Annotated in this window: 14 protein-coding genes and 1 pseudogene; 1 reads left to right on the top strand and 14 read right to left on the bottom strand. The window is 52.2% G+C overall.

Annotated elements, in window-relative coordinates; all coding sequences use genetic code 11:
- The first annotated feature begins 60 nt into the window (after positions 1–60).
- Positions 61–873, top strand: coding sequence for a co-chaperone DjlA (djlA, locus tag E2L00_RS11130; protein ID WP_167611208.1), 813 nt, complete (start codon positions 61–63; stop codon positions 871–873).
- Between the two features lie 232 nt (positions 874–1105).
- Here the strand turns inward: djlA and E2L00_RS11125 are convergent, their stop codons facing one another.
- The 14 genes and pseudogenes from E2L00_RS11125 to araD all read right to left on the bottom strand — a co-directional run bounded on the left by E2L00_RS11125 (position 1106) and on the right by araD (position 15899).
- On the bottom strand, positions 1106–1666 hold the full coding sequence (locus E2L00_RS11125; protein ID WP_167611204.1) for an Ail/Lom family outer membrane beta-barrel protein: 561 nt from the start codon (positions 1664–1666) through the stop codon (positions 1106–1108).
- 741 nt (positions 1667–2407) lie between these two features.
- Entirely contained in the window at positions 2408–2632 is a 225-nt protein-coding gene (locus E2L00_RS11120; protein ID WP_236127720.1) for an adhesin, read from the bottom strand.
- Between the two features lie 244 nt (positions 2633–2876).
- Complete coding sequence (locus E2L00_RS11115; RefSeq protein WP_167611200.1) at positions 2877–3134, bottom strand: hypothetical protein; 258 nt, start codon at positions 3132–3134, stop codon at positions 2877–2879.
- An 11-nt stretch (positions 3135–3145) separates the two neighbouring features.
- Positions 3146–3799: a VENN motif pre-toxin domain-containing protein gene (locus tag E2L00_RS11110; protein WP_167611197.1), complete on the bottom strand. Its 654-nt coding sequence runs from the start codon at positions 3797–3799 to the stop codon at positions 3146–3148.
- A 482-nt stretch (positions 3800–4281) separates the two neighbouring features.
- On the bottom strand, positions 4282–4545 hold the full coding sequence (locus tag E2L00_RS11105) for a hypothetical protein (protein WP_236127719.1): 264 nt from the start codon (positions 4543–4545) through the stop codon (positions 4282–4284).
- A 38-nt stretch (positions 4546–4583) separates the two neighbouring features.
- Positions 4584–4724: a hypothetical protein gene (locus tag E2L00_RS11100; protein WP_167611195.1), complete on the bottom strand. Its 141-nt coding sequence runs from the start codon at positions 4722–4724 to the stop codon at positions 4584–4586.
- Complete coding sequence (locus tag E2L00_RS11095) at positions 4702–4896, bottom strand: hypothetical protein (protein ID WP_167611193.1); 195 nt, start codon at positions 4894–4896, stop codon at positions 4702–4704. Before E2L00_RS11095 ends, E2L00_RS11100 begins: the two co-directional genes overlap by 23 nt.
- A 377-nt stretch (positions 4897–5273) precedes the next feature.
- Positions 5274–5954: pseudogene (locus E2L00_RS11085) on the bottom strand (hypothetical protein); the annotation flags it as partial.
- A 652-nt stretch (positions 5955–6606) separates the two neighbouring features.
- Positions 6607–7134, bottom strand: a complete 528-nt coding sequence (locus tag E2L00_RS11080; RefSeq protein ID WP_167611187.1) for a toxin-activating lysine-acyltransferase — start codon at positions 7132–7134, stop codon at positions 6607–6609.
- On the bottom strand, positions 7135–8835 hold the full coding sequence (locus E2L00_RS11075) for a ShlB/FhaC/HecB family hemolysin secretion/activation protein (protein WP_167611184.1): 1701 nt from the start codon (positions 8833–8835) through the stop codon (positions 7135–7137).
- Between the two features lie 206 nt (positions 8836–9041).
- Entirely contained in the window at positions 9042–9701 is a 660-nt protein-coding gene (gene rluA / locus E2L00_RS11070) for a bifunctional tRNA pseudouridine(32) synthase/23S rRNA pseudouridine(746) synthase RluA (protein ID WP_167611181.1), read from the bottom strand.
- Complete coding sequence (gene rapA, locus E2L00_RS11065) at positions 9701–12607, bottom strand: RNA polymerase-associated protein RapA (RefSeq protein WP_167611178.1); 2907 nt, start codon at positions 12605–12607, stop codon at positions 9701–9703. Before rapA ends, rluA begins: the two co-directional genes overlap by 1 nt.
- 159 nt (positions 12608–12766) lie before the next feature.
- Positions 12767–15127, bottom strand: coding sequence for a DNA polymerase II (gene polB / locus E2L00_RS11060; protein ID WP_167611175.1), 2361 nt, complete (start codon positions 15125–15127; stop codon positions 12767–12769).
- A gap of 76 nt (positions 15128–15203) precedes the next feature.
- Positions 15204–15899 carry an L-ribulose-5-phosphate 4-epimerase gene (gene araD, locus E2L00_RS11055; protein ID WP_167611172.1) on the bottom strand — a complete coding sequence of 232 codons (696 nt, stop codon included), beginning with the start codon at positions 15897–15899 and terminating at the stop codon, positions 15204–15206.
- Positions 15900–15932 lie beyond the last annotated feature (33 nt).

Raw genomic sequence — 15932 nt, 5'->3', positions numbered from 1 at the left:
TATCAATGACGGGTATGATAAAGCAAATTCTAGCCGACAGCATGACGATTTGGGGAGTATATGCAGTATTGGGGAAAAGTACTCGGTGTCGCAATAGCGCTTATCATGGGCGGTGGCTTCTGGGGCGTGGTGGCAGGACTGCTGATTGGCCATGCAATCGACAAGATGCGTAGCCGTCGTAGCGCCTGGTTTTCTAACCAACAGCAGCGACAGTCGCTATTTTTTAGCACCACCTTTGAAGTGATGGGGCATCTGACCAAATCTAAAGGACGCGTTACCGAGGCGGATATTCAGATAGCCTCTTTGCTAATGGACCGAATGCAGTTGCATGGCGACGCCCGAAGCGCGGCGCAGCACGCTTTTCGCGTCGGTAAAGAGAACGGTTATCCGCTGCGCGAGAAAATGCGTCAGCTGCGCAGCGTCTGTTTTGGCCGTTTTGATTTGATTAGGATGTTTCTGGAAATCCAGATTCAGGCCGCTTTCGCCGATGGTTCGTTGCATCCCAACGAACGTCAGGTGCTGTATGTGATTGCGGAAGAACTCGGTATTTCACGTCTTCAGTTCGATCGGTTCCTGCGCATGATGGAAGGCGGTCAGCAGTTTGGCGGCGGTTACAGCCAGCAGCAGGGCGGTGGTTTCCAGCAGCAACAGCGTGGCCCAACGCTTGAAGATGCCTGCAATGTGCTGGGCGTGAAGAGCAGCGATGATCCAACGACCATAAAGCGCGCCTACCGCAAGCTCATGAGCGAGCATCACCCGGACAAACTGGTCGCCAAAGGGCTGCCGCCGGAGATGATGCAGATGGCGAAGCAGAAAGCGCAGGAAATCCAGAAAGCCTATGATTTGATAAAAACGGCGAAAGGGTTCAAATAGAGAAAAGCTTCTCTGTTAACGTTGGGTGGCTTCGGATAATTAAGTCCCGTCAGGCGCTGACGACGGCTTTATTATCCGCCAGTACCCGCTGGCTGGCCATATTCCATTTCACTTTGGATTTGTTTAGTGATTTTTGAACCCAGGCCACTTCTTTATATTAATGTCCAAAAGGGTTCACCATTTCTTTACTTTATTCAGAAATGGCGAACCTGAGGACTAATTGATTATTTCATCAGAACCGATAACCAACACCGACGTTGAAGCCATTGATGGAATGGTTGCCATCAGCTTTGATTTGGGTACCTTCATATCCGACGTTAATGGAAAACTTGTCTACAGGGTTAATAATTATCCCAAAGCCGTAAGCGAAATCGGTCGACTTTTCGGAAATCCCTTCCTGGCCGACATAATCATAGTCGCTCTCTGTCCAGCGAGTCTTTCCCGAAGCTTTTACGTGAGCTAAACCACCCAGAGCATACAGAGAAACATAGTCATTAATGCGATAAGCTGGCCCAGCCAGCAGGGAGTAATATTTTATGTCAAAACGGTTATTAACGGCATCCCCGGAAAGCAAATAATTTTGCTCGTTATCCCCTTTCATGTAACTTAAAGAAGCCAGAAGGCTTAGCGGAGAATTAGTCTCATAACGATATTGTATATTTACGCCATGAATGTTTTTGAAATCCTGCACTTTACTTTGTGCATAACCGACTGAGGCTGTGTGATTATCTGCAACCGCTATACCACTTACCATTGTGGTTGCCAGTAGTACTGCCAGAGAAGTTTTTTTCATATTGAATATCCTTATTAAATAAATTTAAAATTTTACTTGTTTTTTATTACCATACGTACATCGAAAGCTATTCATAGCGACTGTGAGCATGTTGTTACCCCTGAGCTCATATGTGTAAATTATTATTTATATGCCCATTGAAAAACAATAGCTTTATACCTTAAATACCCATGAAAAATCTTAAATTTGGATGCTCCCAAATGGCGGGGAAATTATTTCTGGTTCACAAGGCAATTCACAAATGCGGCGATAGCATGGATTTGTTGCGCTATCTTCCCTTCATTATTACTTGTTGCTGACTTGTTAAATTGGCTATTAAGAATTTTTGTAACTGCACATACCTGATGCATTACCTGCCATACCAGGCAATGGATTTATTGGCATAGGTTTCGCTATACCCATCCCGACATCAGTCCAGATCCAGTCTTTCCATGGTTTCATTGGATTAAAACGATCTCGGTCTCAACAGCCGAGATCTTCTCAGTGAAAATTAAAAGCCTTTCACTTTAAATATACGGAGTAACACTATTCCTGCTCCCAATATGGCCCCTCCGACACCACCGATTTTTACTCCTCGTAAAAATTCATTCCATGTCAATTCAAACTCATCTGTTAAAACCCATAATATTGTGGCAAAAAAGAATTTGACCAATAACCCAGCGATAATTACGGATAGTATGCAGGTAAAAAATATGCAAAAACTTACAATGCATTCTCTTTTTAAAACAACAGAATGGAGGTTCATTTGCTGACCTCATCAATAATCTTCTGGGCCTCAGAACTGCCATATTCGGAACTTAAGGAACCGGCGACGTTTCCTATCGCTCCAGGAATCATACTTGGCAACATCTCCTTAGAGATCCCCAACTGTCCCTTAATCTCAGCGTATTTAAGTAGATCAGAATTAAACTTAGGATCCCAGCCTCCAGTAATCAACTTACCTGCCATATTTGCAGTAGGTTTCACGATATAGTTACCAACTCCATATCCGCGTTTGTTGCCGTTTTACCCGGATGGGCTTTCTCCCATTCATCCTTCGCCGCATCTCGTTCGTCCTGCGATGCGTTATCGCGTTTTTCACTGGCCTGTCGTGCTACCGCAATGGCATCTTCCGTCCTCGCGATATCTGACGCCTGCGTACCGATGTCGCTGATAAGCTGTGATTCCTATATCGTCAGGTTACGGGCAACATTGTAATTCCTGATGTCCGTCACTTTTGCTTGATATCCGAAGATGAGGAATTCCTAAGTTTTATTTTATCTATTATATTAAAGACTATTGCAGCTAATGTTATGGCTGAACCGGCAATAATACTTTTAAAAAAGTTCGTCACAACCTCTTCATATGGCAAATAAAAAGTGTTCAAATAAATAAAACCAAGAACAACTTTTATAACCAAACCTAACAAGAAAAAACCAGCAGTAAAATAACCCCCAAGGGCTATATATTTGAGAGTGATTTTTATCATTTTGCTCCCTCCTATTTTTGGGTAATATTTTTTCTTACTTCTGTTGCGGTTTCTGAGACAAAAGCTCCGCCAATGTCATAAATAAATTCTGGCAATTCTTTTCCTGTTATCGAATAAACGATTCCCGGAGCATATTCCCCAAACTTTCCGCCAGCCCATGCCCCGGCAGCGCTACTGCCAGCAGAACCAATATCCGGCCCGTCACTGAATATTGCACCTCCTGCCGCGATACCCACGTTTTGCCATACCCCGCGGCCCGGAGCCAGAGCTCCTGTAATGCCTGCGACGAGGGTTGCCAGCGAACTGACCGTCTGCCTCTCTGTTTCGCTCAGTTCACTGGCTTGCTTACCGTACATTTCCAGGGCGATCATGCCGGCCAGTTGACCGATGGCCGCGCCTGCCAGTGCATTCTGGCCCTGCATTGAGGCCAGCACGGCATTGGCCACCGCATGGGTTGCCAGTTTAATCATGCCTTCAAGGCCGGACTGGTGACCAATCACTTCCGCCATATACGGGGCGGCGGCACCGGCGATGGCGGCGTTCAGGTTGCCTCCGGCCACGCCCTGAACTGCTGCCGTCACGGCCTGAATGGCCTGCTGGGTACGGCTGCCGGTGCCGTGGCTGGCCGCTTTCATCGCATCCGCATACGCGTTCTGGTAAATCACCTCGCCGATATCCGCGTTTGTTGCCGTTTTATCCGGATGGACTTTCTCCCATTCATCCTTCGCCGCATCTCGTTCGTCCTGCGATGCGCTATCGCGTTTTTCACTGGCCTGTCGTGCTGCCGCAATGGCATCTTCCGTCCTCGCGATATCTGACGCCTGGCGCTATGCTTTCAGTATCTTCTACCACTCAATTTTCTTATCAAATATTGGCCACAGGAACCGTGGTTTTTATGAATTTTAGTCAGGATCTGTCGGTGGTTTTTTTCGAAAATTAAACTTGTCGATCAGATTAAAAACTATTGTGGCTGAAGTTATCGCTGTGCCTGCGATACAGCCGAATACAAGCACTCTCTTCACATGATAGATAGGGAAAAATAAATATCCTTTCGTTAAATAAATAAATAATGTACCAAATCCTATAAGCAGGAAACCAAGTGTGATACAAAAAAAACATGCATATATAAATAGCTTAAAATAAGCAATCATTTCCCCCCCTCCATCTGTTCTCTGGAAGGCAATTGTTTACCATTTACACCATCTTTGGTATATCCACCTAAAATTTCACTATCAAAAGAACCTGTAGCATCAAATAGAAATCCTGGCAATTCTTTTCCTGTTACTGAGCTTACAATTCCCGGTGCATATTCCCCAAACTTTCCACCGGCCCAGGCACCTGCCGCAGCACCTCCGATAGAACCAATATCTGGTCCATCCGTAAATATCGCACCTCCTGCCGCGATACTCACGTTTTGCCATACCCCGCGCCCCGGAGCCAGCGCCCCTGTCATGCCTGCTGAAATACTTCCCCGATATCCGCGTCCGTTGCCGTTTTACCCGGATGGGCTTTCTCCCATTCATCCTTCGCCGCATCTCGTTCGTCCTGCGATGCGCTATCGCGTTTTTCACTGGCCTGTCGCAATGGCATCTTCCGTCCGTGCGATATCTGACGCCTGCGTACCGATGTCGCTGATAAGCTGTGATTCCTGGATTTTCTGCTGATCTTTTTCCCTGTCGAATATCTGTCCGATGCTCTGTTGCTCAACCTTACTTTTCCCTGCAGCCTTAGCCGATATCCACGGCACGCTACCGCCCTGCATGATGAAAAATCTGCCACGCTTGATATTACTAAGTTTGTATCTGCTAACGGCAGGTGGAGGAGTTTATACAGGTGATCACCGCCCCGAAGATACGAGCTAACATATAAAGTAAAATCCCGGCTCGTTGGCTGGGATCAGTAATTAATATCAAAAGCCTTTAACTTTAAAAAAACGTAGCGCTGTAATCCCAAAGCCCAAAATCCCCCCGCCTGCTATGCCCATTTTCAGGAGTCTTTCAAACTGATAAATCTCTAAAGTTATAGGGATACTTCCATAAAAATAAAAGAATATCTCTATACCTATGTAGAAAATGGATCCGATAATGAACAAACCCAAAGTTGAAGCACTCACGAGAATAATTAAAAAAAAGAACCACCTCATTTTTCACCAACCATTTGTTTCACTTTATCCTGAATGATCGAGCTTCCAAATTCGGATGAAAAACTTCCTCCTGTATTTCCTGCAACACCCGGAACTTTACTCGGCAGCATTTCCTTGGATATCCCCAACCGTCCCTGTATTTCTGTATATTTCAGTAAACCAGGATCAAATTTTGGATCCCAACCTCCTGTTAACCACTTACCCGCCATATTTGCAGTAGGTTTCACGATATAGTTACCAACTCCATATCCAAACCATGCACCTGCTCCCGTAGTTATCGCTCCGGTAAGCGGATTATCACCGTTTATCTGATTGGTCAGTGCACCACCGGCAGCATTCCAGGCTACTGTCCCTTTCCAGCCCTGGCCTATGGTGATTACATTTATCCAGCCCGCAACCACTGAGTTCACAAGATTAACTTCGCCCTCGTTTACATATTGCATACCAGCATTTGCTCCAGCTCCCAGTCCCCACATAGCTTGTGCGCCACCCGGCAGTAGCGCCACCCCCCCCGTTGCCAGTGCTCCGGCATAGGCTTTATTTTCGGCTAGCCCACGCTTGCAGGCTTCACCGGAAGGATTGCCATCGCATGACAGCACATCCGCACCATGCTCTTTGGCTTTTTCAGTCTGGCTCCATTCATTTCCACCAAACAGATTATTTTCCACAACAACTTTATCCGGTGCGAAGTCTGCCGACGAACCCGGCTTTTCCCTGTACTTTCCGTCTGTTACAGGTGATTTTCCCTGCTGCACTTCCGGGGCCGTAACTTTTTGCCCCGACGCGCTTTTTTCGCCCGTGCACGCTACCGCCCCGGCGAACACCACCGCGCATAAAGACCCCACCACCTGAGCCGGAGATTATGCACACGCTTAAAAAGGTCTGTAAGCTCTCCGCCCGCAAGCAGCGCCAGGTGACCGAGTTGATTGAGGTGATCAGCAAGCCACAGAGGTAAGACGGTAACTGACTGGCATATAAAGTAAAACCCCAGCCGCAAGGGCTGGGATTTTTGTTCTATCTGTTTCGGTTTTTTCTGTAGTGCTGGTAGTAAATCCACCAACAGCCAGTACCAGCAAGTACTCCGCAGAATAAGCCAGCTTTTATTGCTTTCATGAAATCAATATTTGAAAAACTAAACTCACCAGCATAGTACAATGAGTAAAAGAACTCAGTCCCAATCTGGACGAGCATAAACCACAGCGGGAAAACAAACATTAGCGCTAAGTTAAGGTACAGATAAGCAAACAACCACCTAAATTTGCTCTTTCTCATTTCTTAATCTCCGAATGATCTTTAACCCATTTACCTATCCGTACGCGCATTTATCTGTCAGCACTGGGGTAGCCCCGTCTGCGGAGGGGACAGTAACTTCCACGCCTGGAATTCATCTCGCGGGACATGATTACCCCGGAAGGTTTTGATGCAGGGACGTATGGTTTCTCCCCGGTGCCAGAGAAATCTGGCGCGGGAATGAGGCAGGATCTCTTCACGCAACAGACGGCTCATGGCGCGGGCATGGCCAAAAGGCGCAATAAAATCCCGGAACCACATCCTTTCACCGCTGCACCAGTCCTCATCCCTTATCATCACCGTGGCCTCCGTGAGATAACGCTGTTCGGCATCCTCGTTAAGCCACATCCAGCTCAGAAAAAATATTGGCCGCTCCCCTTCGGAAACCAGCACGTACTGGCGGCGCTTGATAATGGGTAACAGAACCGTAGGCAGCGCGAGCAGCGGCGCATCGCGGTGCATCGGTGAATGCATCCACAGCCAGACCGAGGCGCCCAGCACTTCTGCTTCGCAAACCTGCCCGCCGAGGATAAGGGGGGCCTGTACATTAAAATCTCCGTAGCGCATTCAGATATCCATATTCAGGCTAAAACCAAAGGTGGCCGGACTGGTTTTAAAACCGTCAGGACGAGAGAACGGTACGCCCGCAAACAGGTCATAGCCCATTTTCCATACGCTGCCGCGCACGCCTGCCGCCCCGCCTGCAAGGTGATTTCCCACCAGATATTCAGTGCCTTTACCGCTCACTTCGCCGTAGTCTGCCGCCAGATAAAATTCAGCGCCCGGCAGCGGCATGCGCCATGAGAAATCGTTCCGTACGGACCAGCCCCTGTCCGCGTTCAGAGTGCGTTCACCGTCAAAGCCGCGCACGGTATAACGCCCGCCGATGGAGAACCGATCCTGTGAGGTGAGGAGGGTATTACTGGTCTGGCGTTGCCAGGCTACGTCATAGCGGAAGTTTTGCCCGGCGAGTTCATACGGCAGGCTCAGGCGGGCATCCGTGCGCAGAATGCGGACAAGCGCTGTGGCCTCGTTAAACCACTCTTCGGGCGCGGGCTGAGCGCCAAACCAGCGGGTGCCCCGCTGGTAGCTGATGCCCGCGTCCAGCGTGGCCTGGCCGATATAATGCCGGTGTTGAAGACCCGCTTTCCATGAGGAGACATGGCGGCGCTGCACCTCTATTTCAGTGTCATTGATGTAATTGCGGGTGGTACGGGACTGAACGTCCAGGGCTGCGGTCGTTTTTTGCGCGCTGCTGCGGTGCAGTACCCTGCTCAGCTGTGCGTTGAGGCTCTGGCTTTTGCCGCTGTAACGGTAGTCTTCAACGTACCCGGCGATGGTCTGGTGATAATGGTAGTCGCTGCCGGTCAGCGAGAACGCCCAGTACCCCACGGGAACGGACCAGTGCGCGCTGAGGTTCTGGTTACCTTTGTCCCGCCCGGTCTGTAAATCGTGGCTGACGGAGAACCAGAACAGGTCGCTCAGCGCCAGCGGGTTATCCAGAGAAAGCGTTACGCCTCCCTGATAGCGCCCGGTGGAGGTGGAACCTGAATCGTCCAGAGACATCCCCAGCCGCCAGAACTTACTTTGCTGGCGGGAAATAATAATATCGCTTTCACCGGGCTGCTGCGCCGGAACGATTTCCATCCCGGCCTGTACCGTGGGCAGGCGCTGAAGATTTTCCAGGCCCTGCTCGATATTGCGCAAATCCAGCAGGTCGCCATCATGGGCTGGAAACGCGCTGTATAGCCAGAACCAGCGGCTGCTGTCCGGGGTTAACTCCACATGGCGAATTTTACCAGGGAAAACGATGAGTTGCAGGCGGCCGCTTTTTAAATCCTGCGCCGGCGCCAGCACTCTGGAGGTGGTCCAGCCGTGTGAAATTATCCTGTTCTGAAGCGTGCTCATCAGCAGATTAATGCCCTGCGATCCCAGGCATTTTCCCGCCGCCTGATTGGCCAGTCTTTGCAGCGGTAGCCAGTGGGGAAGACTGTCATGTCCGGATAGCTCGACGTGCTGAACTGGAAAGCAGGGCGTTTCGGCAGGGAGGGTTAGTTTTCCGGAAGCAACGTCGGACGTGGATAAACGAATATCAGGTGTCGACGGGGTCAGCTGTTCTTCCAGAGCCTGCTGGCGCTGGTTCTGTAAAATAAACTGCTCATCGCCAGGGACGGCGCCTGCGGAAAACGGAGCACATAAAGCGGCTATCACCGGACAGGCAATAGAAAAAATGAGCATTCCCCTGCGTGACAAGCTTCGAATATCCATTTCGATATACTTCCTTACACTGAGACGCGTTTCCTGCGTACAGATATTTTTCATAATGAAAAATAATCGGCATCAATATACGGGAGTGTCTGAGCATATTTCCATCAAAAATTGGTCAAGAAACATCTGAAAGCTAACGAAGGCGCGCAAGAAAACCGGCAGAATGCGCTCTGCCGGCGTGTTAGATTGAATCTGAAGGGTGGATTTTAGAAATCAGCCGCTGCCCGGAAGGTCATCGGCGTGCCGTAAGCTGGGTGGGTAATGGTCAGCTTTTCGGCGTGAAGCTGCAAACGCGATGCTAACGCCCGCGCTTCAGGCGTTGCGTAGAAACGATCCCCAAGAATAGGATGCCCCAACGCCTGCATATGCACGCGGAGCTGGTGCGAGCGTCCGGTAATCGGTTTTAGCAGCACGCGGGCCGTATTATCCGCCGCATACTCCAGCACCTGATATTCCGTCTGCGCAGATTTCCCCGTTTCATAACACACTTTTTGCATTGGCCGGTTCGGCCAGTCGCAAATCAGCGGTAAGTCCACCAGACCCTCTTCGGGCTGTGGATGCGCCCACACCCGCGCTATATATTGCTTTTTCGGTTCGCGTTCCCGGAACTGACGCTTCAGCTCGCGCTCGCTGTCTTTGGTCAGCGCCACCGCAATCACGCCGCTGGTGGCCATATCCAGACGATGCACCGATTCCGCCAGCGGGAAGTCACGTTGGATACGTGTCATCACGCTGTCTTTATGCTCATCAAGACGCCCGGGCACGGACAACAGGCCTGAAGGCTTGTTGACCACCATAATATGCGCATCCTGATAAAGGATGACCAGCCAGGGATCCTGCGGCGGGTTGTAGGGTTCCATAATCATTACTGGTGCGTCACCACGATCAGACGCAACGCATCCAGCCGCCAGTTAGCCTGCGCGAGGCTCTCAAGCACCTGCTGACGGTTGTTTTCAATAGCTTCCAGCTCGTCATCACGAATGTTTGGGTTAACGGCTTTCAGCGCCTCGAGGCGGGACAGCTCTGCGCTGAGCTTCTCGTCCGCTTCTTCACGCGCCGTTTTAATCAACTCCTGCGCGGCCGCTTCCACTTTCACTTCCGCTAACTGCAAAATAGCGTGCACATCCTGCTGTACCGCATTCACCAGCTTGCTGCCGGTGTGACGATTCACCGCGCTCAGCTGACGGTTGAAGCTTTCAAACTCCACCTGGCCTGCGAGGTTTGTGCCGTTTTTATCCACCAGCATACGAACCGGCGTTGGCGGCAGGAAGCGGTTGAGCTGTAGCTGCTTCGGCGCTTTCGCTTCCACGACGTACATCAGCTCCAGCAGCAGCGTGCCCACCGGCAGCGCTTTATTTTTCAGCAACGAAAGGGCGCAGCTACCGGTATCGCCGGAAAGAATCAGATCCAGGCCGTTGCGAATGATCGGGTGCTCCCAGGTCACAAACTGCGCGTCTTCACGGGACAGCGCCACATCACGTTCAAAGGTGATTGTGCAGCCATCTTCCGGCAGGCCCGGGAAGTCGGGAACCAGCATGTGATCGGAAGGCGTCAGCACGACCATATTGTCGCCGCGGTCGTCCTGGTTAATGCCAACGATATCAAACAGATTGAGGGCGAAGTTCACCAGACCGGTGTCGCTGTCCTGCGCTGAAATCGCTTCGGCCAGCGCCTGGGATTTTTCGCCGCCGTTGGAGTGGATTTCCAGCAGGCGGTCGCGGCCTTGTTCAAGCTGAAGCTTCAGCGCGTCGTGCTGCTCGCGGCACTGTTTGATTAACGCGTCGAAACCGTCGGTATTCTCCGGCGCGGCAAGGTATTCAATTAGCTGCTTATAAACGTTGTCGTAAATCGCGCGGCCCGTCGGGCAGGTATGCTCAAAGGCGTCCAGACCTTCGTGATACCAACGTACAAGCACCGACTGCGCGGTTTTCTCGAGGTATGGCACGTGGATCTGAATGTCATGCGCCTGGCCGATACGGTCCAGACGCCCGATACGCTGCTCCAGCAGGTCCGGGTTAAAGGGCAGATCGAACATCACCAGCTGGCTTGCAAACTGGAAGTTGCGGCCTTCGGAGCCGATTTCAGAGCACAGCAGCACCTGCGCGCCGGTATCTTCTTCTGCAAACCAGGCGGCGGCGCGGTCACGCTCAATAATCGACATGCCTTCGTGGAACACGGCTGCGCGAATGCCTTCGCGCTCGCGCAGGACCTGCTCCAGTTGCAGCGCGGTGGCGGCTTTCGCACAAATCACCAGCACCTTTTGCGAGCGGTGGCTGGTCAGGTAGCCCATCAGCCATTCAACGCGCGGGTCAAAGTTCCACCACGTACCGCTATCGCCTTCGAACTCCTGATAAATCTGCTCCGGGTACAGCATGTCGCGAGCGCGATCTTCGACGGATTTACGCGCGCTCATAATCCCGGAGACTTTAATTGCCGTCTGGTACTGCGTCGGCAGCGGCAGACGAATAGTGTGCAGTTCGCGTTTCGGGAAGCCTTTCACGCCGTTACGGGTGTTACGGAACAGCACGCGGCTGGTGCCATGGCGGTCCATCAGCATGGAAATCAGCTCCTGACGCGCGGCCTCGCTGCCTTCGCGATCGCTGTTGGCAGTTTGCAGCAGCGGCTCGATATCCTGCTCGCCGATAAGCTCGCCCATAGCGTTCAGCTGTTCGTTGGTCAGGTGATTGCCTGCCAGAAGCAGCGCTACAGCATCCGCTACCGGACGGTAGTTTTGCTGCTCTTCAACGAACTGTTCGAAATCGTGGAAACGGTCCGGGTCCAGCAGGCGCAAACGAGCGAAGTGGCTTTCCATTCCCAGCTGTTCAGGCGTTGCGGTTAACAGCAGGACGCCGGGCACACGTTCGGCAAGCTGTTCAATCGCCAGATATTCACGGCTTGGCGCCTCTTCGCTCCACACCAGGTGGTGCGCTTCATCGACGACCATTAAATCCCACTCGGCGTCGCACAGATGTTCAAGGCGTTGCTTGCTGCGGCGCACAAAATCAAGGGAGCAGATAACCAGCTGTTCGGTTTCGAACGGGTTATCGCTGTCGTGCTGGGCTTCCGCATAGCGCTCGTCGTCAAACAGCGCGAAACGCAGGTTAAAGCGACGCAGCATTTCAACCAGCCACTGGTGCTGTAGGGTTTCTGGCACCACGATCAGCACGCGCTCGGCGCTCCCGGCCAGCAGCTGCTGGTGCAGGATCATCCCGGCTTCGATGGTTTTACCCAGCCCTACTTCGTCCGCCAGCAGAACGCGTGGCGCATGACGACGACCCACGTCGTGGGCGATATTCAACTGGTGTGGGATCAGGCTGGTGCGCATGCCGCGCAGGCCGCTCCACGGCTGACGATACTGCTCGCTCTGATATTTTCTGGCACGAAAACGCAGGGCAAAGCGGTCCATGCGGTCGATTTGACCGGCAAACAGACGATCCTGCGGCTTGCTGAAGACCAGCTTGCTGTCGAGGAAAACTTCGCGCAGCAGCGTGCCCGCTTCTTCGGTGTCCAGACGGGTGCCAATATAGGCGAGCAAGCCGTTTTCTTCTTTAACTTCATCAACTTTGAGTTGCCAGCCTTCATGGCTGGTGACGGTATCGCCCGGGTTAAACATCACGCGGGTGATAGGCGAGTCATTTCTGGCATACAGACGATTTTCACCAGTGGCAGGGAAAAGCAGGGTTACCATCCTTGGGTCTATTGCAACGACGGTTCCCAGTCCCAGTTCGCTTTCGGTATCGCTGATCCAACGTTGACCAAGTGTAAAAGGCATAAGATTTCGGCTCTATTATCAGTTACTAAGATTTGCAGGCAATAGCATAACAACCGCGCGCAAAAGTGGGCGGTGGTTGGGTAGTAGATGTATGGATGTTTCAGGAGGGCGCTATGGTACTGGAAGCAAACGCGTTCGTCACCGTCAAATTCGTCACCTTCAAAATAGCCCTAATTGCCCTGTCATCAGTGTAGCAAAGTCATCCTCAAGGAAAGGTAAAATTCCTTCTGCTACCGGCTGGAGCTGCCGGGTGAGGTAGTGATCGTAATCAAGCGGGGAGCGCTGGTAATCCACCGGTTCCGGACCGCTTAACGTCATTACGTAATTGATTGTGCCGCGGTTTTGGTACTGGGCTGGCCGCCCCAGGCGCTGATTATGCTCATCGGCCAGGCGTGCGGCACGCACGTGTGGAGGCACATTTTTTTGATATTCGCTAAGCGGACGACGCAGCCTTTTACGATACACCAGCTGGTCATCAAGTTCGCCTGCCATCAGGCTGGCGATCGTTTCACGAATGTAATCCTGATACGGCTCCTTGCGGAATACCCGCAGATAAAGCGTTTGCTGAAACCGCTGGGCGAGGGGAGTCCAGTCTGTGCGCACTGTCTCCAGTCCTTTAAACACCATGCGCTGCTTCTCGCCTTCCTGAATCATCCCCGCGTAACGCTTTTTGCTGCCTTCTACCGTGCCGCGAATAGTGGGCATCAGGAAGCGGCAGAAATGGGATTCGAACTCGATTTCAAGCGCGCTGGTTAGCCGTTGCGTCTCCTGCAAGTGCCGTGTCCACCATGCATTCACATAGTTGACCAGCTGCCTGCCAATGCGTGCGGCATCTTCCTCCGAATGGGCTTTTTTCAGCCAGACAAAGGTGGAATCGGTGTCGCCGTAAATTACGTCAAAGCCCTGGGATTCGATCAATTCTTTGGTTTTGCGCATGATCTGATGCCCACGCATGGTGATCGACGATGCAAGGCGCGGATCAAAGAAACGGCAGGCGCTGGTGCCCAGTACGCCATAAAAAGCGTTCATGATTATCTTCAACGCCTGGGAGAGCGGCTTATTCCCGTGCCGTTTCGCCTCGTCGCGGCCATGCCAGATTTGGCCGACAATTTCCGGCAGGCAGTGCGTGGTTCTGGAGAAATGGGCGCCAAGAAAACCTTCCACAGCCTGTTCAGGTTCGGGATGCGCCATACCCTCAATCAGGCCAACCGGATCGATAAGAAAGGTGCGAATGATCGACGGATACAGGCTCTTGTAATCAAGCACCAGCACCGAATCATAAAGGCCGGGGCGGGAATCCATAACGTAGCCGCCAGGGCTTGCCTGCGGAGGGATTGCGCCCAGATTCGGGGCGACATAACCGGCACGGTGCATGCGCGGAATATAAAGATGGCTAAAAGCGGCGACAGAACCGCCGTGCTTGTCCAGCGGCAGGCCGTTAACCGTGGCGCGCTCCAGCAGAAAAGGCATAAGCTCGGTTTTGTGGAAAATCCTTGTTACCAGTTCGCAATCTTTGAGGTTGTACTTCGCCAGCGCGGGCTTATCTTCCGCGAAGCGGCGGTTGATTTCGTCCATTCTGTCCCAGGGATTATCAATCGACTTGCCTTCGCCGAGCAGCTCCTGGGAAACGGCCTCAAGTGAAAAGGAAGAGAAATTCCAGAAAGCCGACTTCAGCCCGTCGATACCGTCAATAATTGCCCGTCCGGGCAATTGTGCAAAAAACACGCCTTGCTTAAAGCCGTGCTCGCGCCACTCCAGCACGCTGTTTCCACGCCCGAGGCGCAGCGGCGTCTGATAACGGTCAGCCAGTTTTTGCAGCATACGCAGGTCAAACTGCACCACGTTCCAGCCTATCAGCACATCGGGGTCGTGTCGGGCAAACCAGGCGTTGAGTTTTTCAATTAACAGCGGACGGCTGGCAACATACTCAAGGGTAAAATCCAGTCCGCTGGCGTCGCCGTTTTCCGGGCCGAGCATATAGACGATTCGCTGCCCGCAGCCTTCCAGGCCGATGCAGTACAGCTCGCCGTGGCGGTTGGTTTCAATATCCAGCGAAACGCATTTCAGCGGAGGACGATAATCGGGGGCTGGCTTAAGACGCGTTTCGGTTATCTCGCCATTGCGCTCCTCGCCGCTAAACCAGACCGGGGCGGTGATAAAACGCTCCATTAAAAAGCGTTCCGGCGGGCGGATATCGGCTTCATAAACCTTTACGCCGCCGTCGCGCAGCAGCTTTTCCAGGCGCATTAACTGGCGATGCTGGCGGCAGTACAGGCCGCAGACGGGCTGGCGATGGAAATCTTTTAAGGGAAGCGGGGTAAGACGTGACTCGCTTTCACCGGCGAGCAGACGTGCGGCTTCGCTTTGCTGCGACTGAGGAATAAACGCCACGGATTCCTGATACGGCAGGCGTACTTTAACCGGGCCATCATCCGTTGCCAGCCAGAAATCCACCTCTGTACCACGCGGGGTATCGCGCCAGTGACGCGTTAATAAAAACCCCTGCCGAGCTTGCGACACGCTGTATTCTCGTTAAAAGAAAAGTGGTCTGATTATAGACCACTTTGCCGGAGTTTACTGCTTTTATATACAGTGCTTACTGCCCGTAATAAGCCTTTGCGCCGTGCTTACGCAGATAGTGTTTATCTAACAACGTTTGCTGCATATCCGGTAATTCTGGCGCCAGTTGGCGACAGAAAATGCCCATATAGGCCACCTCTTCCAGCACAATCGCGTTATGCACGGCATCCAGCGGATCTTTGCCCCAGGCGAACGGGCCGTGGGAATGCACCAGCACGCCGGGCATTTGCAGCGCATCTATTCCACGTTCGGCAAAGGTTTTTACGATCACTTCGCCAGTTTGCCATTCGTAATCGCCGTTAATCTCTTCATCGGTCATTTTACGCGTGCATGGAATCGTGCCGTAGAAGTAATCGGCGTGGGTGGTGCCGGTGGCCGGAATAGATTGCCCGGCCTGCGCCCAGATGGTGGCGTGGCGCGAGTGGGTGTGAACGATGCCGCCGATATGCGGGAAATGCTGATACAGCAGGCGGTGGGTTGGGGTATCGGAAGAGGGCTTTTTGTCGCCTTCTACCACTTCACCCGTTTCCAGGCTTACCACAACCATGTCTTCGGCGGTCATTATGCTGTAATCCACGCCTGACGGTTTGATTATCAGCACGCCGCGCTCGCGATCGACCGCGCTGACGTTGCCCCAGGTCAGCGTCACCAGATTGTGCTGCGGTAAAGCCAGGTTGGCTGCCAGCACCTGGCGTTTAAGATCTTCTAACATATAGAGTCCTGCTTTACGTAGGGTGGATAAGCA

The sequence above is a fragment of the Cedecea colo genome, from assembly GCF_011808225.1.
Lineage (GTDB): Bacteria > Pseudomonadota > Gammaproteobacteria > Enterobacterales > Enterobacteriaceae > Dryocola > Dryocola colo.
This window is presented reverse-complemented; position numbering and strand designations above follow the sequence as displayed.